Consider the following 25,305-nt stretch of genomic DNA (forward strand, 5'->3'; position numbering starts at 1 on the left):
AATAAGTGTTTTAGTTATAGTTAGTAGGTTAAAGTTGCTTGTGTTTTTTCTTTTGATAATAATACACTTTTATGCTTATTACCAACTTTAGATTTTATTAGGTTTTGTTGTTCTGGAAAATGGTTGATTAATATTTTATTAGAAATTTCAATTTTAGAAACTTTCTCGATGTTTTCTATTTCTAAATAAAAAAGTACCAAATCGCCTTCGTATTCTTTTCCGATGTAATTAAATTCTTGAAGTTTATCATCGACTTTAAACTTCAGTTTTTCTTTTAAGTATTTTTCGAAATAAACATCGTTATTTTTTAGTTCTTTTTTAGAAGTAAGTCTCAAATCGATATTATAATCTTTATTAAGCGCAGTTTCTATATCGTCCATAAAAACATTAATAATTATTTGTAACGATTTTGCTTCACTTTTATACTTTATCTGCGTTAAACTCAAATAATATTTGTGAGCAGAGAAGGAGAGCAGTGGTATTAATACTAAAACTAAAAGTGTTTTTTTTAAATTCATATTTCTATTTAAGACAATTATTGCGCCAAATTACTCTTTGTTTATTATTTTTAAATACGTTTTACTTTCTTTTTGAAACATTTTAATAATGTCTAATGTTTTTCCTTCTTTATACAGCTTTTCTACACCTAAAGGGTTGCAGTATTCCAAAAAATGAAAATAGTTTTCTACAGGGATTTTTAATTTTTCGAAAAAGAATTTTTCTCCTAATTCCGACATTATTTTATAAGGAAATTCTTTTTTAATAGCCAATTCTCTTCTTAACGCCCAAAGTCTTTCCGAATATTTAAAAGGAATAGAAGCACCTATACCTGCTCCTGCAAAAGCGGCTGTAGGATCTGTATTATTTTGGGGAGGTTTCATTCTTTCGATTTCGTCTACTGGAAAACTTGCCTTAAAATTAATATCAGAAAAATCCATTACTTCTCTTAAAAGAGAATCTTTTTTATTTGTAGGAACACTTTTAGTATCGATACCCAACCTGCCAGATAAATTATTTCTTTTCAATTCGAACTCATCTAAAACAATTGTTTTAAATTTTACTCGAATATTAATTTTTTTTTGATTGATATTTTCTTTGTTAACAATTACCACTTTTGTAACATGTTGTACAGAAGAAACTCTTAAAGAATCGCCTTCTCTTACAAAAATCCTAAACTCTCCATCGTCCGAAGAAAATGTACCTTGGTTGGTTTTTAAGTTGATAATGTTTGCGTTTCTAACTGTACTTAAAGAGTCTGTAACTTTACCATTTACAATAAATCTTCTTTCTTGAGAGAACGAAATAATGGTAAAAAGACAGAAAAGAAAGGTAAAGAGTATTTTTTTTAACATTTATTTAAGTTTGGTAATTTACAAATTTCGTTATTTGAATCATTAAATTTATAAATTTCTTTGATAAATTGCTGTTAAAATAAGTTTTAATTTTATTCTTTATTTAGTAATTTTAAATAAGATACACTTTCTGCTTTTAAAATTTCTAGAACTTTTAAAGTTTGTTTGTTTTTATAGAGTTTAAAAATGCCTTTGTAAGAGCAATAGGTTATAAAGTTGTAATAAGATTCTTTTGGTATTTTTAATTCTACGAAGAAAAAATAATCGCCAAATTCTTTTAGTATTTCTTCAGGTATATTTTTCTTTTTTTCTAATTCTTCTTTTAAAGACTTATCGTTATTACTGCTACCACCTCCAAAACGTGGTCCAAATCCTTCAAAATAATTGGGTAGTTTTGCGACTGTAGGTTTCGATAAATGAATTTCATCTAATTTCACAGGCATTTTAGAAATGGCATTATAATCTATTTTTTTAATATCGGAAACTAGTTTTTGTACCAAATCTGCTTTATAATCTTTTGGGACACTTTTTATATCTAAAGATAGGGTTCCTATTAAATTATGGCGTTTTAAAGTAAATTCATTTAAAGTATAGATTTCTTTTTGAATAGATATAAAATTTATTTTTTCTCTAAAATGAAAATTTTCTACTTTTATTTTTTTAGTTTTAAAACCTATCGAAGAAATTTGTAAAGTGTCGTTCTCTGATGCTAAAATTTCGAAAACACCAGCTTCATTAGAAAAAGTACCTCTTTTAGTTTGTAAATTAATAATGTGTACATTTTTTACAACGTTAGAAGAATCTATAATTTTTCCGAAAAATAGCATCTTATTTTTTTGAGAAAAACAAGTAAAAGAAATACTAATAAAAAGGATGGGTAAAGTTCTTTTCATAAAATGTTGATTTCTAAAATTTATCTCTCAAATAAAAGTTAATTTTTGGACAGAATATTTTTATCTGACGTTAGTTTCTGAGAAAATTTTTTACTTTGGTTAATTAAAAATTGAATAAATTGAAGTTTGTTTCTCTTTTTATAAACGAATAGTATGTTTTTGTTTAAACAATAATTTAAAAAAAGATTGATGTTTTCTTTGCGAATCTGTAGGTCTGTAATAAAAAAATCGTCTGTTACATATTTTCTAATTTTAGAGAGCTGTTGATCTTTAGCAGACATTTTTTTTAAAACTTTGGCTCTTTTATTGTTACCATTTAAACTATTAATAATATTATCGACACTAAAAGCTACTCCAGAGTTTAGGGAAACAATGCTATTGTCTTTTTGCTGTTTTGTATTTGCGTAAGGAAGGTTTAAAGATTTGGCATCTACATGCGCATTGGGCTGAAGAATTTCTTTATCCACATAAAAAATACTTCTTGGTTTTTGTAATGTAATCTCTTTTAATTCAACAGTTTTCTCTGTAAGTTTTATTTCTAAATTTTCTTCAGAAATATTCTTTTCTGTAATTAATAGGTGCTTTTTTGTAAAGTTTAAGTGAGAAAAAGACAAGCTATCTCCAATTTTTACAGGTATTTTAAAGTATCCAAATTCGTTTGAAACGGTTCCAATAGAGTTTGTTAGGTTTACGATATGAACATCGGAAACAGGTACAAGTTCTAAAAGCACTTTTCCTGAAACTAATCGGTTTTTATTTTGACTAATAGTTGTGTACGAAATTGTAATAAATAAAAAGAACAACAGTGTTTTTTGCATAGTTACAAAGAAAAGTGCTATTGTTCTTAAAAATGTGCTAACATACTTGTAAACTTGTGTTAAAAGAAAGTAGCATTAGTTTTATAAGTTTTTTGTTACTTTTGAATTATGAAGAAAATGATAATCGCAAGCACATCTACCATTTACGGAAGTAAATATTTAGAATATTTATTACCAACATTGGCTACATTTTTTAAAGATGTAAAAACGTTACTTTTTATACCTTATGCAAGGCCAGGAGGAATTTCTTACGATGCTTACACAGCAATTGCCCAAAAAGCTTTTAAAAAAATAAATATTAATGTAAAAGGAATTCACGAATTCGAAAATGCAAATGAAACCATTTTACATGCTGAAGGAGTTTTTACAGGAGGAGGAAATACATTTGAGTTGGTAAATCAAATTTATAAAAACGATATTTTAAATAGTTTAAAACAAATCGTAAATAATGGAATACCCTATTTAGGCACAAGTGCAGGAAGCAATATTTGTGGAGTTACTATGATGAATACGAATGATATGCCAATTGTATATCCACCAAGTTTTAAAACATTAGGATGTATTAATTTTAATATAAATGCGCATTATTTAGACCCAATAGAAGGTGCTACACATATGGGAGAAACGCGTGAAACTAGAATAAAAGAGTTTCATGTTTTTAATGAAACACCTGTTTTAGGTTTGCGCGAAGGAAGTTGGCTTTCTGTCGAAAACGAAACAATTACACTCGAAGGAAAATACACAGCAAGATTATTTACTCCAAACAAAAAACCAGTTGAGTTAGAGAGTGGAGTAGCAGTTGTTGTTTAGGTTTTCTTAAACGCAAGCACAAAGCTCTTTTGTATTTTTTTATCTGTAAACGCTATCGAAAACTGCTACTGCTACTGAATACTAATACTCAACATAATCTACAATTTCTAAACCATAACCAATCATTCCCACTCTTTTTGTTTGTTGCGAATTGGTAATTAATTTTAGTTTGCTAATGTTTAAATCGTGTAGAATTTGAGCTCCAATACCAAAATCTCTATTATCCATTTTTATGGCTGGTGCTTTTAATTCGTTATTTGCCTGATTTTCTTTAAGAATTTGCAATCTACTTAATAAATTTTGAGATTGATTTTGTTGATTCACAAAAATAATAGCACCTTTTCCTTCTTCATTTATAACTTGAAACATTTGGTCTAGTTTCTTATCTGCATTATTGGTAAGAGTTCCTAAAATATCGTTGTTTACTAATGTGGAGTTTACTCTCGTTAAAATACCTTCTTCTTTAGACCAAGAACCTTTTGTAAGTGCAATATGAACCTGATTATTGGTTGTTTGTTGGTATGCTCTTAATCTAAAATCTCCAAAACGAGTTTTAATATTAAAATCTTCTTTTTTTTCAATTAAAGAATCGTGTTCCATTCTGTAAGCAACCAAATCTTCAATAGAAACAATTTTAATGTCGAACTTTTTAGCCACTTTTAAAAGCTGAGGCAATCGTGCCATCGTGCCATCTTCGTTCATTATTTCTACAATAACTCCTGCAGGTTGCATTCCAGCCAAACGTGCAAAATCTATTGCAGCTTCTGTATGCCCTGTTCTTCTTAAAACACCACCATCTTTTGCTCTTAATGGAAAAATATGTCCTGGTCTTGCTAAATCGAAAGGTTTGGTATCTTTTTCTATTAACGCTTTAATTGTTAAAGCTCTGTCGGATGCAGAAATTCCGGTAGTAACACCTTTTCCTCGTAAATCTACAGAAACTGTAAATGCTGTTTCCATAGGATCTGTGTTGTTGTAAACCATCATCCCTAAGTCTAATTCTTTACAGCGTTTTTCTGTTAATGGAGCGCAAATTAACCCTCGACCATGAGTTGCCATAAAATTAATCATCTCTGGAGTTACTTTTTCTGCAGCTGCAAGAAAATCGCCTTCATTTTCTCGGTTTTCGTCATCTACAACAATTATAATTTTTCCGTTTCTAATGTCTTCAATAGCTTCAGAAATAGTATTTAATTTTGTATTTTTTTGGGTGGTTTGAGTGGTCATATATGTATGTCTTTTTTAGACGTGAATTTTTTAAAGAAATTTTTTATTGGTGTAAGAATAGCATCAACATTAAAAATTCCTTTATCTTTTGTTGCTCTTCTTGTTAGAAAAATACCTAGAGGTAGCATTACAATTGTAGAAATACAAGATCCTAAAAGCGAGGAAACAGAGCTTTCTTCTGCTAAGTTTTTACCTAAGGTATTTCCAAAAAAGTAAATTACGTAAATAGCAATTGCTAAAATCATTGGCAAACCAAAACCACCTTTTCTAATGATAGAACCTAATGGAGCTCCAATAAAAAACAAAATTAAACAAGAAAAAGAAAGTGCGATTCTTCCGTAAAATTCCGAATCGTAAAAGTTTAAGCTTTTACGTTTGTATTTTATACTATTCGAATTATTTTTAACATTTGTAAATGCACTATTCATTTTCGAAATGGCAGTGTTTAGAATGGTAATTTTACTTTGTAAATCGAAATTTTCTAAAATATCTTCTTGGTTTTCTATTTTAGGTTTTAGAGAGTCGTTATAAGCATGTAGTTCTTTAGCAGACGCTATGTTAAATATGGTTTTTGATCTCGATAAAAGCATATCGTCATAAGAGTTTTTTAATATGGGAATCGTATCATTTAATTGATTTAGCGTTCTCATATTATAACTGTTTTTAAACTTTTCTTCATTTAATTGTCCATCTCCAACAACAGTAGAAATATCTATATTAAACTCATATTCTTTAAAAGTAGCTTGCGATGCAGGCATTTTTAACCTTTTACTTTGTGTTTTAGCAGATTTTGTATAATCTTCGTAATAATTGCCATCATATAAAATAAATGTCATATAACGACTGCCTTCTTCTGAAATAATTTTACCTCTTTCTGCAGTAATTACTTTTTGATTTCCATGAATACTACTTAGTTGATAAATAAGAACTTTCTTTAGTAAATTTTGTTCTTCGCCATATTTCTCTTCAAATTTAATTTGATAACCAGGTAAATCACTGTTAAAGCTTCCAGGAACTAAGGCTAAAGCAGGTTTTTTCTTTTTTATGTTATAATATAAATTACGCTGTTTTAAAGTTGCATAAGGAAAAATATTATTTAAGAATAAAAAATTAATTCCGCTTAAAATAATCGTTAAAATAATTAAAGGTCTAACCAATCTTTGTAGAGAAATTCCTGCAGATTTAGCGGCTGCAAATTCGTAATTTTCTCCTAAACTACCCAAAGCCATTATCGAAGAAAGTAAAACTCCAATAGGTAAGGCTTGTGGCACAATACCCAGAGTAGTATAGTATAAAAACTTTAGAATAAAAGGCAAACTAATTCCTTTACCAGCTATATTTTCGAAAACTTGCCAAAGCACTTGCATTACTAAGACAAATAAAACAATAAGAAAGGTAGCTACAAAAGGAACTAGAAATGTTTTTAAGATGTATTTATCTAGAATTTTCATTGTAGCAAAAGTAGTTTCTTAAATATAAATATGCTACTAATTTTCTGTTAATTGAAAAAATTAGTCAATTGTATAATTTTGACTTAAAAATTTTGCTTTATTGAATTTAAAAAAGCTGTTAGATAAATCTTCGTTCTTTTTAAATTTGTTAATGGTAAAGGTTGTTTTAGAACCATTAGAGCCAGTTTGAATTAATTTATAAATGTGTTTCGATTTTGCGTCTATACCCAATTCTACCTTTACAATATCAGAATTACTATCAATGGGGTTTAAAGTAACGTATTGAATTTGTCTCCCCTTTGTATTTTCTAATTTTCCCATTTTATAATTATAACCTTCTTTGTAGAAAGTTAATAATTTAGAAGGGTAAATAAAACCATCATCTCCCCCCAAATCTCCATCTGTAATAGAAATTTCTTTTTCGTCGTGGTTTATTACATATAGTTTTTTACCATCGTAAATAAACTGATTTCCTAAATAATCTAGAATATATTTTTCGCCTTCTAATTTAATTTCGCCTCTAATTGGTGGTTCGTCTCCTTCTTTAATTCCTGCTTCTTCGTTGCTTAAAGTTTGGCTAAAACCAATGGACATATTTTTATATGCACCCATTTTAGCAGAAACTTCGTCTAATAAAGATTTTGCTTTTTCTGAGTTTTGAGAAAAAGTAATGGTTGTTAAGAAAATACTTAAAAATAATACAGTTATTTTTTTCATAATTTAAATTTTATACTTTTTAAAAAAGTATTTATGTGTTTTTTTCGTTTTCTAAAAGTTCATCCAAAGCCACTAAATCAGTAACCAAAACTTGTCTTGCTTTACTACCTTCAAAACCTCCAACAATACCAGCAGCCTCTAATTGATCTATTAACCTACCAGCTCTGTTGTATCCTAGTTTTAACTTTCTTTGTAAAAGAGAAGCAGAACCTTGTTGTGCTGTTACAATAATTTCTGCAGCATCTTTAAAGAGTTTATCTCTTTCTGAAATATCAACATCAAGACTTGTGCCACTTTCTTCTCCAACATATTCTGGAAGTTGAAATGCTTCTGGGTATGCTTTTTGTGAACCAATAAAGTCCGTTATTTTTTCGACTTCTGGAGTGTCTACAAATGCGCATTGTATTCTGTTAATATCGTTTCCTGCTGTATATAATAAATCTCCTCTACCAATTAATTGGTCTGCCCCTCCAGCATCTAAAATGGTTCTAGAATCTATTTTAGAAGTTACTCTAAACGCAATTCTCGCAGGGAAATTCGCTTTAATAATACCTGTAATTACGTTTACAGAAGGTCTTTGTGTGGCTACAATTAAGTGAATTCCAATAGCTCTTGCTAACTGTGCCAATCGTGCAATTGGAGTTTCTACTTCTTTACCAGCAGTCATAATTAAATCGGCAAATTCATCAATAACCAAAACAATATAAGGTAAAAACTGATGCCCTTCATTAGGGTTTAATTTACGTTTTTTAAATTTTGCATTGTATTCTTTTATATTACGAACCATTGCAGCTTTTAACAAGTCGTAACGATTGTCCATTTCTATACACAAAGAGTTTAAGGTGTGTACAACTTTGGTAGTATCAGTTATAATTGCTTCTTCTACATCTGGTAATTTTGCCAAATAATGACGTTCAATTTTGTTGAAAAGCGTTAATTCCACTTTTTTAGGATCTACTAAAATAAACTTTACTTCTGCAGGGTGTTTTTTATATAAAAGTGAAGTTAATACTGCATTTAAACCAACCGATTTTCCTTGTCCTGTTGCTCCAGCCATTAAAAGGTGAGGCATCTTAGCCAAATCTACCACAAAAGTTTCGTTAGAAATGGTTTTACCCAAAGCAATTGGTAGTTCCATTGGAGAATCTTGAAATTTCTTAGAAGAAATAACAGAATGCATAGAAACAATTGTCGATTTTTTATTTGGAACTTCGATACCAATGGTTCCTTTTCCTGGAATTGGTGCGATAATACGAATTCCTAAGGCAGATAAAGACAAGGCAATATCGTCTTCTAAATTTTTAATTTTCGAAATTCTAATTCCTGCTTCTGGTACAATTTCATATAAAGTAATGGTTGGACCAACAGTTGCTTTAATTTCTGCAATACCAATTTTGTAGTTCTTTAAGGTTTCTACAATTCTATCTTTATTTGCTTCTAATTCCTCTGGATCTATAGATATAGTTTCGTTGTATTGTTTTAATAGATTAAAAGTAGGGAATTTAAAATTCGATAACTCTAAAGTTGGGTCGAATTCGCCAAAATCTTTTACCAGTTTATCTGATAAGTTTTCTGTTTCGTGTTCCTCCTCCTCAACAGTTTCAACATCAATTTCTACTTCTTTTTCTTCGGTATTTGTAATGGTTGTTTTTAAGGTAGGCTCTAAATTTTCTTCATTTTTAGTTACTTGTAAAGAAGGGGCTTCTTTTTTTGCATCAACATCCGAATGTTTAGAAATTGTTGGTTTTAAATTTTCTATGGAAAGTTCAAATTCCGACTTTTCTTTTTTATCTGATGAAATAGATTCGTTTTCTAATGGTGTTTTAGAACTTGAATTTGCAATTGGAGCATTAGTAGCTTCATTCGTAGCATTTTCAATTTTCCTAGCTTCTCTTTTAGCTCTTTTTTGCTTTAATCGTTCTAGAAATAAATCGAAAGTCAATTTATAACGTAAAACTAAATAAGCAACAAATGTAAATGCTAATATAATAATGAGTCCTGTTTTTCCTAAAAATGTTTGTAAGTATTCGTTAATTTCGAAACCAATAGTTCCAGACAATAAAGCAAATTTATCTCCAACAAACCCTAAGGTTATAGAAAGCCACAACATTGCTGTTAAAGCCCAATTCCAAGAGATAACTATTTTAGAAAGTTTTCTTTGAAAGAGCACATACGAACCTGTCTTAAAAATTTGAAAAGCAATTATAAAAGCCCCAATTCCAAAGCCTTTATAGATAAAAAAGTGACTTAAATTAGCACCAATTTTACCTAGTAAATTACTGCTTTTTACAGTTTTGTCTCCCAGCTTAGCGAGTGTACTTTGGTCTTCTTGCCAACTAAAAAAGAAAGAAATAAAGGCAATACACAAAAATAGCGCAAAGAATAACAAGAAAAACCCAAGAATCGTTTGCGTTTGTTTTGTTTTTAAAAATGCAAAAACGGATGATTTTTCCTCAGTAGAACGCATTACTTTTTTTGTGCTTGGTTTTCTTTTTGCCATTAAGTGCTTAATAATTTAAAGATAATTTTACGAGTGGTTGCTAAAATAATAAATTGATTTTTGGTATGTAGATAAAACCAGCGACTATTAGAGAAATAATAGCAGCAAATGTTGGTGCACCTGCTGCAATATCTTTAATTAAACCAATTTTTACATGAAAATCTGGATGAATAAAATCAGCAACTTCTTCTATAGCTGTGTTTACAGCTTCTGCAACTAAAACGAGTCCTATTACAATAAATTGCAACATCCACTCTGTATTAGAAATGTTAAAGTAGAAACCCAAAATAGTCGCGAAAACAGCTACACAAAGTTGCGCTTTTATACTATCTTCTTTAGTTATAAGTCGCCAAACACCTCTAAATGCAAATTTTAAACTTCGCAATCTACCTCTAAGAAAACCATCGTTCGGATTCTTCATAAAATTAAATCGCTTTTAAAGCAGCTTCGTAATTTGGTTCGTTTACAATTTCAGAAACTTGTTCTGTATAAGCTACTTTCCCTTCTTTATCAACAATAACAACAGCTCTAGAATGTAAGTGAGCTAATGGGCCGTTTTTAATTTCTAATTGATATTTTTTACCAAAATCTCCAGTCGCAAAGTCAGATAACATTTCTACATTATCAATTCCTTCTGCGCCACAAAAACGTGCTTGGGCAAATGGTAAATCTTTAGAAATACATAAAACAACAGTATTCTCTAAATTAGCCGCTTTTTTATTGAATTCACGAACAGAAGTTGCACAGGTTCCAGTATCTACAGACGGAAAAATATTTAAAATAACATTTTTACCAGCAAAATCAGATAATTTTTTATGCCCTAATTCAATCGTTGTTAACGTAAAATTTGGAGCTTTTTCTCCAATTTTAGGTAAATTTCCAATGGTATTTATTGTGTTTCCTTTTAAAGTGATATTTGCCATTTTTATAAGTTTTATTTTTTCAAAAATAACCATTTTTATTGTAATTATTCAATGAAAATTACGGAAGTTGTTATGCAAAAAATCTTTGTGTAATACGTATCTTCGCAGTCCTAAAAATTATTGAAAGTTGAATATTTCTCAATACACATCTGAGTTTAAATACAATTGGAAACTTGCTGCACCTGTAATGTTAGGCATGTTGGGGCATACATTTGTTAGTTTTATAGATAATATTATGGTTGGGCAAATAGGAACTGCAGAATTGGCAGCAGTTTCTTTAGGAAACAGTTTTATGTTTATTGCCATGTCTATTGGAATTGGTTTTTCTACAGCAATTACGCCTTTAATTGCAGAAGCAGATTCTTCTAATAACTTACAACAAGCAAGATCTACCTACAAACATGGGTTGTTTTTATGCACTGTTTTGGGTATTTTAATGTTTTTAGTAGTTTATTTTTCCAAGCCTTTAATGTACTTAATGCAACAACCAGAAGAAGTTGTGGCTTTGGCAATTCCTTATTTAGATTTGGTGGCTTTTTCGTTAATTCCATTAATTGTTTTTCAGGCAATTAAACAGTTTAGTGATGGAATGTCTATGACGAAACACCCAATGTATGCAACACTTTTGGCGAACATTATAAATGTAATTTTAAACTATTTATTAATTTTTGGAAAATTTGGTTTTCCTGAAATGGGTATTGTTGGTGCAGCTTATGGAACCTTGGTTTCTAGAGTAATTATGGTGGTTTATTTATGGCTAGTTTTACGTTTTAAAGAGCGTTCAGGGCGTATTGTAAAAGACATTAAATTTTTCGTTTTAGATACTTTAATGATTAAAAGAATTATCAACTTAGGTTCTTTAAGTGCGATGCAAATGTTTTTCGAAGTCGCAATTTTTACAGCAGCCATTTGGTTGAGTGGTTTGTTGGGGAAAAATCCGCAAGCAGCAAACCAAATCGCATTAAACTTATCTTCGATGACTTTTATGGTAGCAATGGGTTTAAGTGTTGCATCTATGATTCGTGTTGGTAACCAAAAAGGATTGCAAAATTTTAAAGAACTGCGTAGAATTGCTTTTTCACTATTTCTTCTTGGAACATTATTTGCCATTTTCTTTGCTTTAGTCTTCTTTATTTTCCATAAAAGTTTACCTAATATTTATGTCGATTTAAGTGATGCTGAAAATTATGCAGATAATATGCAAGTGTTATCAATCGCCTCTAAATTATTGTTAGCTGCAGCGTTTTTCCAAATATCAGATAGTATTCAAGTCGTTGTTTTAGGGGCTTTACGTGGTTTACAAGATGTTAAAATACCAACGATTTTAACTTTTGTTTCTTATTGGGTGGTTGGTTTTCCAGTTTCTTATTTCTTAGGGAAAGAAGAAATGTATGGAAGCTTTGGAATTTGGTTGGGTTTATTAGCAGGTTTAACAACGGCTTCGATATTATTATTTATCAGATTTAATTCCTTAACTTTAAAGTTGATAAATGAAAAAGAAATACAACAAGAAAAAATACAATAACAACAAGGAGCTTAAATACCTTGTTAAAAATAAATAGCATGACTTTACCAAAATTTTTATTAGCAGATAACAGTAACTTTCCAGAAGATATTTTTGTTTTACATACCGAGTTTCCTCGTTTTGTAATTAATTTAAAAGATGATGAAATTGAGTGGTTCGAAGATTTAACAGGCGAAAAAGAAGAAGATATTGCTACAGAATTAGCAGATTTAATGGATAAAGCTGGTGCTTTTTATGATGAAGAAATAAAGCAATATGAATAGCGTAGTTTGAATTTTAAGTATTAAGAATCAAGTATTAAGTATTAAGTATCAAGAATCAAGAATCAAGTATTAAGATTTTAGAATGCTTGAGGTTTGAATACGAATTTCACAAATTGCACGGATTTTTGGGTTGATGATGTTCATTATACTTTGTAAAATTTCTTCAAAAGTAATCCTTCTATCAAATAATAAAACTAAAAAAACCTCACTCTTAAATAATAGGAGCGAGGTTTGTATATTTTAAAGAATAAGTTCCTCTATCTTTCCCTACGTCTTCTTCCAAAACCACCAGATTTTCTATCTCCACCAGAACTTCTGTCTGGCCTGTCTGAAGATCTTCTTCTTCCACCACCATTATCACTACTTCTTCTAGAAGAAGGGCCGTCTGAACTTCTACGTCTTCCAAAACCGCCATCTTTTTTACCGAAAGGTTTTTTGCCACCTCTTCTTCCACCACCAGAACGTTCTTTTTTCGTAATTTCTACGTTTACAGAACGTCCATCAAAATCGGGTTGATTTGATGAAAAAGCTTCTAAAGTTTTGTCCTCAAAATTTTTATCGATTTCAAAGAAAGAAAAAGTGTCTAAAATATCAATGGCTCCGATTTCTATTTTGTCACCAATATTTTGGTCGTTAATTAAACCAATTAATTTTGCAGGATTCAAACTATCTTTTCTACCAATATTTATAAAGAAACGAGTCATATTCTCGTTTGTTGCTCTTGCTCTAGAATTATCTTTAGAAGATAAATCGTTTAAATCTTTAGCATTTTCGTAATACTTTAACATGGTGTTAAACTCTAAAGAAACAAACTTCTGAATTAATTCTTCTCTATTTAAGCTTTCTAATTTCTCGTAAATGCTTGGCAAGAATTCGTTAATTTCAGATTCGTTTACTTCGGTTTCGTGAACTTTATCAATTAAGTTCATTAATTGATTTTTAACAATCTCTTTCCCTGTAGGAACTTTCGTTTCTACAAATTTCTTTTTAATAATTCTTTCGATTTGGCGTAACTTCCCTTTTTCTTTTCCATTTACCAAAACAATAGAAATACCTTTGTTACCAGCTCTACCAGTTCTACCACTTCTATGGGTGTAGTTTTCTATTTGATCTGGTAATTTGTGGTTTAAAACGTGTGTTAATTCGGTAACATCCAATCCACGAGCAGCAACATCTGTCGCAACTAATATTTGTATGGTTTTCTTTCGAAATTTCCCCATTACAGAATCTCTTTGTCCTTGAGATAAATCTCCATGTAAAGAATCTGCACTGTAGCCATCTTTTATTAAATTGTCTGCAACTTCTTGTGTTTCTCTACGAGTTCTACAAAAAATAATTGCATAAATATCTGGATTTAAATCCGCAATTCTCTTTAAAGCTGGGTAACGAGTTCTTTCTGTAACCGAATAATATTCGTGACTTACATTGTCTGAGCCTTTATTTTTTTCACCAGAAGTAATTTCTACTGGCTTAGTCATATAACTTCTTGCAATAGATTCTACTTCTTTTGGGAAAGTTGCAGAAAACAATAGCGTTTGTTTGGTTTCTGGAGTTGCTTCTAAAACTTTATCAAGTTCATCTTTAAACCCCATATTTAACATTTCGTCTGCTTCGTCTAAGACCAACCATCGAACATTTCCTAATTTTAAAGCTCTTCTATTGATTAAATCTACGGTTCTACCTGGAGTACCCACTACAATTTGCGACCCTCTTTTTAAAGATCTAATTTGTTGGTCCATATTCGCACCACCATAAACAGTGGTAACTTTTACGTTTTTTAAGTATTTGCAAAAGTCTTCGATATTTTTACCAATTTGAACGGCTAATTCTCTTGTTGGAGATAAAATAATCGCTTGTACATTGCTGTTGCTTTCGTCTAAAAGCTCTAATATTGGCAAACTAAAAGCGGCAGTTTTACCTGTACCTGTTTGTGCAAATGCTTTTAAATCGGTTGTAGATGTAATAATTTGAGGAATTGCTTTCTCTTGAATAACAGTTGGTTTTTCGTAACCTAAATCTGTTAATGCTTTCTTGATAGGCTCTTTTAAGCCTAATTCTAAAAATGTTGACATTACTGTGTTTTTGTAGATTCACAGAACGCCCACCTGCAAACCCAATTATAATTTTCGACTTGTTTTTTTATTGAAAAATTTTCAAAATTAAAAACGTGCAAATGTACATTAAATTAAATTAATAGCATTTTTTTACTTTTTTTATTAGTTTTTGTTCAATTCTTTTAGTTGATTGTAGATTTTTGGCGAAGAAATCGAAGCATATCCATTTTCTACAATTCCGTTTGTATTAATAAGAATTGTTCTAGGCATTTTACTCGTTAAGAAAGAGTTTGCATTACTAGTTTCGTTAATGTAATATTGTTCTTTAATATCTAATTTTTCGATTCTGTCTTTATCATTTCCATCGATTTTTACAATTAAAAACTGTAATTTTGGGAAATTGTTTTGAAAATATTTAATTCTTGGAGCAATGTATTCTTTAGATGCATGTTCTGGATTCCAAAAGAATAAAACAGTATTTTTGTTTTTTATAATCTCTTCAATTTTAATTGGATGTTTTGTAAAATCGAAAATTGTAAAACCTTCAACTTTATCTCCTTTTTTGAATTTTTTGCTATCTTCTACCAGTTTTTTAATAATTTTTTTATCTTCTTTATTTGTAGAAAATTTAACGAAAGTATTAAAAGCCTCTTCGTTAATATCGCAACTAGATTTGTCGTAAAAGTGATCTAAAACCGTTTTTTTTAAGAATGCATTTTTAGACTCTTTTGAGTTAATTTTATTGTTTATTGTATTTAATAAATCTACTGTAAACTTAGAAGAATAATGGTTTCTCATAGGTTTGTATCCTAAAGAAAAGGTGTAATTGTAAAGGTAATTTTTAATATACGATGCATAAGGCGTGTAATACATTAAAGAATCGCTATTTAAATCTATTTTATTTCTGTAATCGTAAAAAGAAGCATTTACTTTTGGGAAATCTTTTAAGCCTTTATACCTTAAATGTTCTGTTGGGTATCTTTCTAAACGTGAGTAGATAGGAAAAGTTAAAGCTGTTTTTAACACTTTTCGAAATCCAGCAGTTTCATTAGGATGTTCGTCTATATACGTTTGATATGTAATTAGTTTTTGCTCTAAAATAGAATCTATCTTCTTTTTATAAGCAGCAGGTTTTAGTCTATTTAAGCTATAAAAGAAACGATTATCGTTTTCGTCTTCTAAAAAACAATCAATTAAAATATTATTTCTTGCTGCTCCTTTTCCTGTAAAAACTAAAGATTCGTCGAAATCCCAAGTGTTTAAACGTAACATTAAACTATCTTTTGGTTCTAGATAAATAAACTGGTTTTCGTTTCCATGAACAAAATAATACAATCCTTCATTAAGATTTTTATAATTTTTTATAAACTTATTTCTAGAATCTAAATACAAAGTATCAATAACCTTATCCATAACATATAGCACAACTTGTTTCGATTTTGGGTTGATAATTTTACCACCAAAAAAAATTTGTGCATTTTTCTTGCTATTTGTACAACCAAGAATAGTTGCAGAAATTAATAATATGTATAATATTTTTTTTATCATAAATTAATATTCAGGATACTCACAAATGTAAAAATTAGAAGTAGGCACCTTTGTTAATTCACTGTTAAAAAAAATGAGGTGTTTTTTTATTTTATGTTCAATTTTTTTAATATAAAAATCTAATGAGTATTCCTCCTAAAAAGAAAAATGGAATTTGTACTTTTGCACAAAATTTAAAAATAGTACTATGTTATCAGTATCTAACCTTTCTGTTCAATTTGGAAAACGAGTTTTATTCGACGAAGTAAATACACAATTTTTACAAGGAAATTGTTACGGAATTATTGGCGCAAATGGAGCAGGAAAATCTACATTTCTAAAAATTATTTCTGGAAAACAAGAGGCAACTTCTGGACATGTACATTTAGAGGCAGGAAAACGCATGTCTGTCTTAACACAAGACCATTATGCTTTTGATGAATTTCCGGTATTAGAAACTGTTGTAATGGGAAACAAAAATTTGTTTAAAGTTAAAAAACAAATCGACGAATTGTATGCAGATTATACAGATGAAAATGCAGAGAAAATAGGAGAATTGCAAATTAAGTTTGAAGAAATGGATGGCTGGAATGCAGATTCTAACGCAGCTGCAATGCTTTCTAATTTAGGTATAAAAGAAGATTTGCATTATACATTAATGAAAGATTTAGATGGTAAACAAAAAGTTCGTGTATTAATTGCACAGGCACTTTTTGGGAATCCAGATGTTTTAATAATGGATGAGCCTACCAACGATTTAGATTTTGAAACAATTGCTTGGTTAGAAAATTTCTTAGCAAATTTCGAAAATACTGTAATTGTAGTTTCGCATGACAGGCACTTTTTAGATGCGGTTTGTACACATATTTCTGATATTGATTATGGTAAAATAAACCACTATTCTGGAAACTACACTTTTTGGTACGAATCTAGCCAACTAGCAGCAAAACAAAGAGCACAACAAAACAAGAAAGCAGAAGATAAAAAGAAAGAATTAGAAGAATTTATTCGTCGTTTTTCTGCAAATATGGCAAAATCGAAACAAGCTACTTCTCGTAAAAAAATGATTGATAAGTTAAATGTAGAAGACATAAAGCCTTCAAGCAGACGTTACCCAGCCATTATTTTCGATAGAGATAGAGAGGCAGGAGATCAAATTTTAAATGTAGAAGGCTTGTCGAAAACTTTCGAAGACGAAACATTATTTAACGATATTCACATTAATTTAAATAAAGGAGATAAAGTGGCTGTAATTTCGAGAAATTCGAGAGCAATTACTGCTTTTTATCAGATTATTTCTGGCAATGAAAAAGCAGATTCTGGAAAATTTTCTTGGGGAGTTACAACAACACAATCTTATTTACCATTAGATAATTCTAGTTTTTTCCAAGATGGAGAATTAGATTTGGTAGATTGGTTAAGACAGTATGCACAAACAGAAGAGGAGAGAGAAGAAGTGCATTTACGTGGATTCTTAGGAAAAATGATTTTTTCTGGAGAAGAAGCTTTAAAGAAAAGTAATGTGCTTTCTGGAGGAGAAAAAGTACGTTGTATGCTTTCTCGAATGATGATGAAAAGAGGAAACGTTTTAATGTTAGACGAACCTACGAATCACTTAGATTTAGAATCGATTCAATCTTTAAACAACGCATTAATTAACTTTAAAGGAACCATTTTGTTTTCTACTCACGACCATGAGTTTGCGCAAACTGTTGCCAACAGAATTATAGAATTAACGCCAAAAGGAGCTATTGATAGATATGCTACTTTCGACGATTATTTATCGGACCCAAAAATTAAAGAATTGCGTGATAAAATGTATTCTTAGGTTTTGTATTGATTTTAGTACTTTATGTTTGTAGGCTTCAATTAAAAAATGACTACTAAATTTACTTTTTAGACAGCCTTTTTTATGATTATAATTTTTAATTAACTTGAGTTCGATATTCTATTAATTACTTGAATATTTTTCTTTTGAAAATCAATGTCATTCAATAAACACAGGAAAAGAAATTTCACAAACTGTGTTATGAGGTTTCTTCTATCGTCGAAATGATATAGATGCATAAATATAAGTAACTATATATCAAATAATTAACATAGAGTTATATTTCTTAAATCGAACTTATTGTTAAATATCTAGGCGCTTTCATAAAACAACGCATCCCTTGTTTTTACGAGGGATTTGTTGTATTTTGTAGCTATAATAAACCCCGAAAATGGCCAATATAGGCAAAAAACGGGGTTTTAATTTCGATAATTATGAAAGTACGAAGAATTTCTGAAATGCAACACCGCATTTCAATTTTTTCCCCTCAGCGAGAATTATGATGCTCATTATGCGCGATTTTTAGAGGGAGATTTAGGTAAAATCTACTCTGCAATTCCTTGGAATGATTTAGTTAGCTCTTTTGGTATTTCTGAACAATCAAAAGGGAGAAACTATCTTTTTAGTCCTAAAGGAAGACTAGGTTTAATGTTTTTAAAACATTATGCTAATTGTTCAGATAGAAAATTGATTGAGCAACTAAACTCGAATTTAGACTATCAATTTTTCTGTGATATAGAACTAGGTTTTGAACGCTTAACAAACTATAAAATAGTGAGCCAAATACGTTGTGAATTAGCAGAGAAACTCGATATTAATTCCATAGAAAAAATTCTATTCAACTCTTGGAAAAACGAAATTGAAAACCCCAATCAAATTGTAATGGATGCTACTTGTTATGAAAGTGAAGTTCGTTACCCTAGCATCCAAAAATTACTTTGGGAGTCGGTTCATTGGTTGTACAATCAATTACGTAAAACCTGCTCTATATTAGGGGTTAAAATGATTAGAAGTAAATATATCAAGTGGAAAAAACGTTATCAAGGATTTAGTAAAATGCGAAGAAAAACCAAGTCGAAACGTATTTCATTAACCCGAGGTTTACTCAATCTGTTAAGTAAATTTATCAACTTTGAAAAAAAGTTGTCAGAAAATCACAATATTGAGTTTATAGCTTTGTATTATAAGCGAATAAATACAATTCAAAGGATTTACAAACAACAAAAAGATCATTTTGATACAGGAGAAAAAATCAAAGATAGAATTGTAAGCATTCAAAAGGATTATATTCGTCCTATTGTTCGAGGAAAGGAAGTAAAACCTGTTGAATTTGGAGCAAAAGTTAACAAAGTTCAAATTGATGGAATTAGCTTTATCGAACATATTAACTTTAATGCATTTCATGAAGGAAATCGTTTTATTCAAACAGTCCAAAAAGCACAAGGATTAACTCGAAAAAAAGTAAAAATAGCTGGAGCAGATAAAATTTATGCCACCAATAAAAATAGAAAACACTGTAGTTCTAAGAACATAGAAACAGACTTTATCCCCAAGGGAAAAAAGCCGAAAAATCATAAAGAAAAAAAGCAACTTAGAGCTATTATCGCAAAAGAAAGAGCTACAAGATTAGAAGGTTCTTTTGGAAAGGATAAAGAATATTATCACTTACGAAAAATAAAAGCCAAAACTAAAAAGAATGAAATTCTATGGATATTCTTTGGAATACACACAGGGAATGCTCTTGAAATTGGCCGAAGAAAAATAGCTAAAACAGCACAACAAGTAGCCTAAATTTGAAGCATTGAATATAGTTTTATGGGAGAGGTATGTCTTGTTGGGAAATTTTTAAGAAACTGAACCCTTAAAACAGCTTTAAAACAAAAATTGAGGGTAGAATTTAAATAATTATGCCCGCAATTTTAGCTGCATTTTTAAAAATAACCTATTTTCTGAATGTGCCTATCTATTTTTATAAAAAAGACAAAGCTATAAAAAAGCCATTGTAACAACCATGCAAAAGCATGGACCATTGCAAACCCAAACGTACTCTAATATAGCCCAAATAAAATCCAATAAGAATTTGTGGTAAAACTAAAATAGGAGACAATAGAAATATACTTAAATTTTTTTCGAAATTTGTAATATGCACAAAGCCAAATAAAATTGCAAAAAAGTAAAAAGCGTATTTAAAAGATTTTGGTTTCTTAAAAGCAGTTATTGGTGCTCTAAAAATAAGTTCTTCTATAACAGGAACTACAACTGTTCCAATTAATAAAACTTTCCATTTAGCCATTCCTTTAAACATTTTTTCTACTTCATGAGAATCCATATTTATCCAATCTAGTTCTTCTAATAAAGCAAAAATTGGTGTAATTATAATTCCTGTTAAAATGCAAACCGCAAAAATTTTTAAAAATAATTGAAAACGATAATTAAAATCTTTGTTGTTGTCTTTTTCTAAAACAGGGTTTTTAAAATAGGTAATAAGGTTGTAGAAAGTTTCTTTCATATAAAAGTTTATACATTAGTAGTATAAAGTAGAGTTCTGTTACAATTGCTATATAATTTTACCATCTTTCATGGTAAGTGTTCTATCTGCCATTTCTGCCAATTCTTTATTGTGAGTAACTAACACGAAAGTTTGTCCAAACTCATCACGAAGTTTAAAAAATAATTCGTGTAAGTTTTTAGCAGATTCGCTGTCTAAATTTCCACTAGGTTCATCTGCTAAAATTACTGATGGATTGTTAATTAATGCTCTTGCAACTGCAACACGTTGTTGTTCTCCTCCAGAAAGTTCGTTTGGTTTGTGACGAGTTCGATGCGATAAACCTAAAAATTGTAAAATTTCTTGAGCTCTTTTTTCGGTCTCTTTCTTTCCTTTCTTTCCAATAAATGCAGGAATACATACATTTTCTAATGCAGTAAATTCTGGTAATAATTGATGAAATTGAAAAATAAACCCAATATGATTATTTCGAAAAGAAGACAATTCTTTGTCCGATAAATTTTTAAGTGAAATGTCGTTTACAGAAAGTTCGAAATTTTGTTCTTTTAGTGGTTTGTCTAAAGTACCCAAAATTTGTAAAAGTGTTGTTTTTCCAGCTCCAGAAGGCCCTACAATTGCAACAATTTCACCTTTTTTTATGTGTAAATCTACTCCTTTGAGCACTTCTACATCTCCATAATATTTATGAATATTTTTGCTAACAATCATCTTTTTTTCTTATTTGAAACGAAAGTATAAAAAAGAAATCAGAAACACATAACGCATTTCTGATTTCATATCAAATCTTATTAAATCAATCAACCCAAAAAATTTAAAATAGATTTTTTATAGTACTGTTGTCGATAAAATTTTAGGAAACTTACAGAAGAATAAATTTATTTAAAAATGTGTCTAAGAAAAAAGAAATTAGAAACACATACTGCATTTTTGACTTGATTTTAAACCTTATTAAATCTATCAATTTAAATCTAAAATAATTTTTTTATAGTATTGTAGTCTATAAAATACACAAATCTTATAGAAAAAGTATGCTGATTTGGTTGATTGAATAAGTTTTCTAGATTTTCGTAGAAATCTAAACCAGAATTATTGTTTGCATCAAAAATAGAGTTTCTATAGAATACAATCAATTGACTTCCAGGAGCAAATTGCCAGAAATAATTTAAATCTAAGTTCCAACTATTAAAATTAACATTATTACCAGTGTAAGTTGTGTTGTTAGAAAGAGAACCATTTGAATTTAAATTGTAGTAACCATTGTAAGCGACATCACTCCAGTAATGTCTAAAGCTTAAAGATATAGACGATCTTGTGCTAAAATTATATTTTCCAGAGATTGAGTTTGTATAACTTTTTCGATTTCTTTGACCGAAAATTATATTGTTATCAATTTTATCTACATAACCTTGGTCGTTTTCTTTTTTGTTATAATTTAACTGATATTTCAAAGAAAATTGGTTTGTAAAACGATAACGTGGACTTATGCTAAAACCATAATTTTGTTGCGGATGGTTTGTGTAATTGGTAAAATAAATATCTGCATTTAACTCTAATTTTTTCTGGGAATTGGTAGAGATCCAAGTATTTATATTCATTTTTTCTGGTCTTAAGAAGTAAATACCACTTGTAGATCCTTGTCTTGGTTCGAAATAATCTCTATTTTTTGAACCATAGTTTAAATTGCCTCCAAAAGTAAAACGTTTTTTAGTTTGTGCAGATGCATTTAAACCTGCATTGTAACCAGTAAAAATTCCAGAAAAATGTTGAAAATTTGCTTGATTGTAGAAGCGAACCCTAAATCGATTGTATTTTTTTGTAGGTTGTAAAGTTCTCCAGCCTGCACTTCCATAAATTGTTTGTTCGTTGTTGCTAAATAAAATTCCTAAATCGTTTGGGTTAAAGTCTTTATTTTCGAAATTATATCCCAATTCCCAATTCCAATGTCCAGAATTATAGCCAAAACTATTATCGAAAGTATATCCAGTATTTGGGTTTTTTACATCGTCGAAAATATTACTCATTTTAACAGAACCATCTACATTATACCTGCTATCTTTTGTTTCTATATGCCAATCTAAAGCAGTTACGTTTGCGTCTCTAAAACGACCATCTCTAGTTACGTTTGTATTAATTAATGTTACTGTAGAGTTTTGGTTGAATTGTTGGTCTAAAACCATAATATTATAGTTCGAGAAAGGGTTTATAACTTCTTTTCTATTTGTAACTGTTTTAGAAATTGTACTACCATTTATTTGCTCTGTAGTTGTTCTAATGGTTGCTTCTGCAGTTTGTGTAATTGCATTAAAAAAACCAATTCCTAAACCATTTTTTGTTCTACCAGATATTTTTACAGCATTTAGCATGGTTACTTTTTTAGGATAATCTACAATTTTTTCATTTACTTTTTGCCCATTAGTATCGAAATTATCTTGTTTTATTAAGGTTGAAGAAACATCGAATTGATCTATTGGAGCGCCTCCAATTCTTCTAGAATAAAATAACTTTGCTTTGTTAAATAGTTCTGTTCCTTCTGTAAAAAACTGACGTTGTTCTGTAAATTGTTGTTCGAAAGGTCCTAAATTTAATTCAACATTATCGAAACCAACTTGACTAAAATCGGGAATTAAAGTTGCGTCTAGCGTAAAATTATCTGTAATACCATATTTTAAATCCATACCCACACTATAATCGTAAGTTGTTTCTCCATCAAAAGAAACAGAAGTTGCAGATGCATAAGGATATAAATTTAATCTAGTTGGTGGTTTTAAATCGTTAAAACCTTTAATTAATCCATCATATTGTGTCCATCTTCCAACAGCATTATCGATATGAGTCCAAGTATGTTGTTCGTTTAATTTTTCTAACCTTCTGTGAAAGTTGAAGCCCCAAGACTGTACAGGTCTGTTTGCAAAACGAATGGCTCTGTATGGAATTTTCATTTCTGCGTTCCAACCTTTGTGTGTTATTTTTGTTTCACCTTCCCAAACAGCACTCCAATTAAGATCTTCGTCTCCATTAGAAACTTTGGCATCTATTCTGTTTCCTGCAGCTTGTATAATAAATTCAAACGGATTTTGTCCATCGTCATTTGGGTTTATGGTAACTAAAAAGAAATCGGCCAAACCAAAATTATCTCTAACTGCAAATTCTCGCGGAATATTTTTTGGATCTGGATCTAACATCATTGCAGCAATGTACACAGCATCATCATCATACACTACTTTTACTGTAGTTTGGTATTGGTCTTTAACAGCCACACCATTATCGGGTTTAAAAATTACAAAATTTGTTAACTCTTCAGCATTTTTCCATGCATTATCATCTAATAGTCCATCAATTTTTGGTGCTTTTTCAATTCTTGTGGTAGAAACTGTTTTTCGATTTTTATGAATCTGAGCATTTAATTGAAGTGAACCCCAAATTAATAATAATGGTAAATAGATTTTTTTGAACATGTAATTTTGGTTGATAGTAAGTAATAGATTTGGTAAAACTATTTAACGAATTTATTAAATTTCATAAAATTATGTTAATTATTAGAAAGACTCCCTTAATTTAAAAGTGTTACACTTTATAAATGTTAAGAAAATCTTAAAGAAATTTAAAGATTATAACTTTTCTTATTTTTAATTTGAAAGATTGTGCTGTTTCACATCTGAATTTGTATTTTTGTGGACGTTTTAAACATTTACAAGAATGAACTTACACGAATATCAAGGAAAAGAAATTTTAAACAGTTTTGGTGTTAGAATACAACGCGGAATTGTTGCAAGTAATCATAAAGAGGCTGTAGATGCAGCAAAACAATTAACTGCGGAAACAGGAACAGGTTGGCATGTTATAAAAGCACAAGTTCACGCAGGTGGTCGTGGAAAAGGTGGAGGCGTAAAATTGGCTAAAAATTTAGCAGAAGTAGAAAGCATTTCTAACGAGATTATTGGAATGATGTTAGTGACTCCACAAACGTCTGCAGAAGGTAAAAAAGTAAACCAAGTTTTAATTTGCGAAGACGTTTATTATCCTGGAGATTCTGAGCCAGACGAATATTATATGTCTGTTTTATTAAACAGAGCTACTGGTAAAAATATGATTATGTATTCTACAGAAGGAGGAATGGATATAGAAACAGTTGCAGAAGAAACACCACATTTAATTTTTACGGAAGAAATAGATCCTTTATTAGGAATTATGCCTTTTCAAGCACGTAAAATTGCCTTCAATTTAGGCTTGTCTGGAACTGCTTTTAAAGAAATGACAAAATTTGTAACGAATTTATACAAAGCATATATTGGTTCAGATTCTTCGATGTTCGAAATTAATCCTGTGTTAAAGACCTCTGATGATAAAATTATGGCTGTAGATGCAAAAGTTTCTTTAGATGAAAATGCGTTATATAGACATAGAGATTATGCAGCAATGCGCGATTTAAGAGAAGAAAACCCAATTGAAGTTGAAGCGAAAGCTGCTGGTTTAAACTATGTAGATTTAGATGGAAACGTTGGTTGTATGGTTAATGGAGCTGGATTGGCAATGGGAACTATGGATTTAATTAAAGAATCTGGTGGAGAACCTGCCAACTTTTTAGATGTTGGTGGAACAGCAGATGCACAAAGAGTAGAAACTGCTTTTGGTATTATTTTAAAAGACCCGAATGTAAAAGCAATTTTAGTAAATATTTTTGGAGGTATTGTTCGTTGTGACAGAGTTGCACAAGGTGTTGTAGATGCTTACAAAAGTATGGGAGACAGAATTAATGTTCCTATTATTTGCCGTTTACAAGGTACAAATGCAAAAGAAGCAAAAGAATTGATAGACAATTCTGGAATGGAAATAATTTCTGCAACAGAGTTCCAAGAAGCAGCAGATAAAGTACAGGAAGTTTTAGAGGCTTAATAAAGTTTTTAATAC

General features: G+C 29.9%; 21 protein-coding genes. 6 read left to right on the forward strand and 15 right to left on the reverse strand.

Annotated features, from left to right (window positions below; translation table 11 throughout):
* Positions 1-20 precede the first annotated feature (20 nt).
* From J3359_RS01235 to J3359_RS01250, 4 genes are all read right to left on the reverse strand, one after another.
* Positions 21-518, reverse strand: coding sequence for a DUF6702 family protein (locus tag J3359_RS01235; RefSeq protein WP_208078943.1), 498 nt, complete (start codon positions 516-518; stop codon positions 21-23).
* A 30-nt stretch (positions 519-548) separates the two neighbouring features.
* On the reverse strand, positions 549-1,352 hold the full coding sequence (locus tag J3359_RS01240) for a peptidase associated/transthyretin-like domain-containing protein (protein ID WP_208078944.1): 804 nt from the start codon (positions 1,350-1,352) through the stop codon (positions 549-551).
* A 92-nt stretch (positions 1,353-1,444) separates the two neighbouring features.
* On the reverse strand, positions 1,445-2,245 hold the full coding sequence (locus J3359_RS01245; protein ID WP_208078945.1) for a carboxypeptidase-like regulatory domain-containing protein: 801 nt from the start codon (positions 2,243-2,245) through the stop codon (positions 1,445-1,447).
* Between the two features lie 38 nt (positions 2,246-2,283).
* Positions 2,284-3,063, reverse strand: coding sequence for a BamP family beta-assembly machinery protein (locus J3359_RS01250; RefSeq protein ID WP_208078946.1), 780 nt, complete (start codon positions 3,061-3,063; stop codon positions 2,284-2,286).
* Positions 3,064-3,171: 108 nt separating this feature from the next.
* Between J3359_RS01250 and pepE the strand changes: the two genes are divergently transcribed.
* The gene (gene pepE, locus J3359_RS01255; RefSeq protein ID WP_208078947.1) at positions 3,172-3,873 is read left to right on the forward strand and encodes a dipeptidase PepE; all 702 of its coding nucleotides are present in this window, start codon (positions 3,172-3,174) and stop codon (positions 3,871-3,873) included.
* Between the two features lie 81 nt (positions 3,874-3,954).
* Here the strand turns inward: pepE and ribB are convergent, their stop codons facing one another.
* From ribB to tpx, 6 genes are read right to left on the reverse strand one after another with little or no spacing between them, the layout of a single operon-like run.
* Positions 3,955-5,100, reverse strand: a complete 1,146-nt coding sequence (gene ribB, locus J3359_RS01260) for a 3,4-dihydroxy-2-butanone-4-phosphate synthase (RefSeq protein ID WP_208078948.1) — start codon at positions 5,098-5,100, stop codon at positions 3,955-3,957.
* Positions 5,097-6,551, reverse strand: coding sequence for an LptF/LptG family permease (locus J3359_RS01265; RefSeq protein WP_208078949.1), 1,455 nt, complete (start codon positions 6,549-6,551; stop codon positions 5,097-5,099). The genes ribB and J3359_RS01265 overlap by 4 nt, the downstream gene beginning before the upstream one ends.
* A 60-nt stretch (positions 6,552-6,611) precedes the next feature.
* Positions 6,612-7,268 carry an outer membrane lipoprotein periplasmic chaperone LolA1 gene (gene lolA1 / locus J3359_RS01270; RefSeq protein ID WP_208078950.1) on the reverse strand — a complete coding sequence of 219 codons (657 nt, stop codon included), beginning with the start codon at positions 7,266-7,268 and terminating at the stop codon, positions 6,612-6,614.
* Between the two features lie 31 nt (positions 7,269-7,299).
* Positions 7,300-9,768, reverse strand: coding sequence for an FtsK/SpoIIIE family DNA translocase (locus tag J3359_RS01275; RefSeq protein WP_208078951.1), 2,469 nt, complete (start codon positions 9,766-9,768; stop codon positions 7,300-7,302).
* Positions 9,769-9,808: 40 nt separating this feature from the next.
* Positions 9,809-10,189: a diacylglycerol kinase family protein gene (locus tag J3359_RS01280; RefSeq protein ID WP_208078952.1), complete on the reverse strand. Its 381-nt coding sequence runs from the start codon at positions 10,187-10,189 to the stop codon at positions 9,809-9,811.
* A 4-nt stretch (positions 10,190-10,193) separates the two neighbouring features.
* Positions 10,194-10,691 carry a thiol peroxidase gene (gene tpx, locus J3359_RS01285; protein ID WP_208078953.1) on the reverse strand — a complete coding sequence of 166 codons (498 nt, stop codon included), beginning with the start codon at positions 10,689-10,691 and terminating at the stop codon, positions 10,194-10,196.
* 127 nt (positions 10,692-10,818) lie between these two features.
* Here tpx and J3359_RS01290 point away from each other — a divergent pair, with 127 nt between their 5' ends.
* Both J3359_RS01290 and J3359_RS01295 read left to right on the forward strand, forming a co-directional pair.
* On the forward strand, positions 10,819-12,216 hold the full coding sequence (locus J3359_RS01290) for an MATE family efflux transporter (RefSeq protein WP_208078954.1): 1,398 nt from the start codon (positions 10,819-10,821) through the stop codon (positions 12,214-12,216).
* 38 nt (positions 12,217-12,254) lie between these two features.
* Positions 12,255-12,479, forward strand: coding sequence for a DUF8828 family protein (locus J3359_RS01295; protein ID WP_208078955.1), 225 nt, complete (start codon positions 12,255-12,257; stop codon positions 12,477-12,479).
* A 257-nt stretch (positions 12,480-12,736) separates the two neighbouring features.
* On the opposite strand, the gene J3359_RS01300 is transcribed toward J3359_RS01295, so the two are convergent.
* Positions 12,737-14,551 (reverse strand): DEAD/DEAH box helicase, encoded by a 1,815-nt coding sequence (locus J3359_RS01300; protein WP_208078956.1) that lies wholly within the window; start codon positions 14,549-14,551, stop codon positions 12,737-12,739.
* A gap of 144 nt (positions 14,552-14,695) precedes the next feature.
* The gene (locus tag J3359_RS01305) at positions 14,696-16,081 is read right to left on the reverse strand and encodes a TlpA family protein disulfide reductase (RefSeq protein WP_208078957.1); all 1,386 of its coding nucleotides are present in this window, start codon (positions 16,079-16,081) and stop codon (positions 14,696-14,698) included.
* Positions 16,082-16,268: 187 nt separating this feature from the next.
* Between J3359_RS01305 and J3359_RS01310 the strand changes: the two genes are divergently transcribed.
* Positions 16,269-17,888 carry an ABC-F family ATP-binding cassette domain-containing protein gene (locus J3359_RS01310; protein ID WP_208078958.1) on the forward strand — a complete coding sequence of 540 codons (1,620 nt, stop codon included), beginning with the start codon at positions 16,269-16,271 and terminating at the stop codon, positions 17,886-17,888.
* 543 nt (positions 17,889-18,431) lie between these two features.
* Complete coding sequence (locus J3359_RS01315; RefSeq protein ID WP_496559666.1) at positions 18,432-19,679, forward strand: transposase; 1,248 nt, start codon at positions 18,432-18,434, stop codon at positions 19,677-19,679.
* Positions 19,680-19,857: 178 nt separating this feature from the next.
* Here the strand turns inward: J3359_RS01315 and J3359_RS01320 are convergent, their stop codons facing one another.
* The 3 genes from J3359_RS01320 to J3359_RS01330 form a co-directional block, all read right to left on the reverse strand.
* The gene (locus tag J3359_RS01320; protein WP_208078959.1) at positions 19,858-20,397 is read right to left on the reverse strand and encodes a CPBP family intramembrane glutamic endopeptidase; all 540 of its coding nucleotides are present in this window, start codon (positions 20,395-20,397) and stop codon (positions 19,858-19,860) included.
* A 48-nt stretch (positions 20,398-20,445) separates the two neighbouring features.
* The gene (locus tag J3359_RS01325) at positions 20,446-21,105 is read right to left on the reverse strand and encodes an ABC transporter ATP-binding protein (protein ID WP_208078960.1); all 660 of its coding nucleotides are present in this window, start codon (positions 21,103-21,105) and stop codon (positions 20,446-20,448) included.
* Positions 21,106-21,365: 260 nt separating this feature from the next.
* Positions 21,366-23,852 carry a DUF5916 domain-containing protein gene (locus J3359_RS01330; protein ID WP_208078961.1) on the reverse strand — a complete coding sequence of 829 codons (2,487 nt, stop codon included), beginning with the start codon at positions 23,850-23,852 and terminating at the stop codon, positions 21,366-21,368.
* Positions 23,853-24,093: 241 nt separating this feature from the next.
* Here J3359_RS01330 and sucC point away from each other — a divergent pair, with 241 nt between their 5' ends.
* A complete protein-coding gene (sucC, locus tag J3359_RS01335) occupies positions 24,094-25,290 on the forward strand; it encodes an ADP-forming succinate--CoA ligase subunit beta (RefSeq protein WP_208078962.1) in 1,197 nt (398 codons plus the stop codon).
* Positions 25,291-25,305 lie beyond the last annotated feature (15 nt).

This window comes from Polaribacter cellanae (assembly GCF_017569185.1).
Taxonomy (GTDB): Bacteria; Bacteroidota; Bacteroidia; order Flavobacteriales; family Flavobacteriaceae; genus Polaribacter; species Polaribacter cellanae.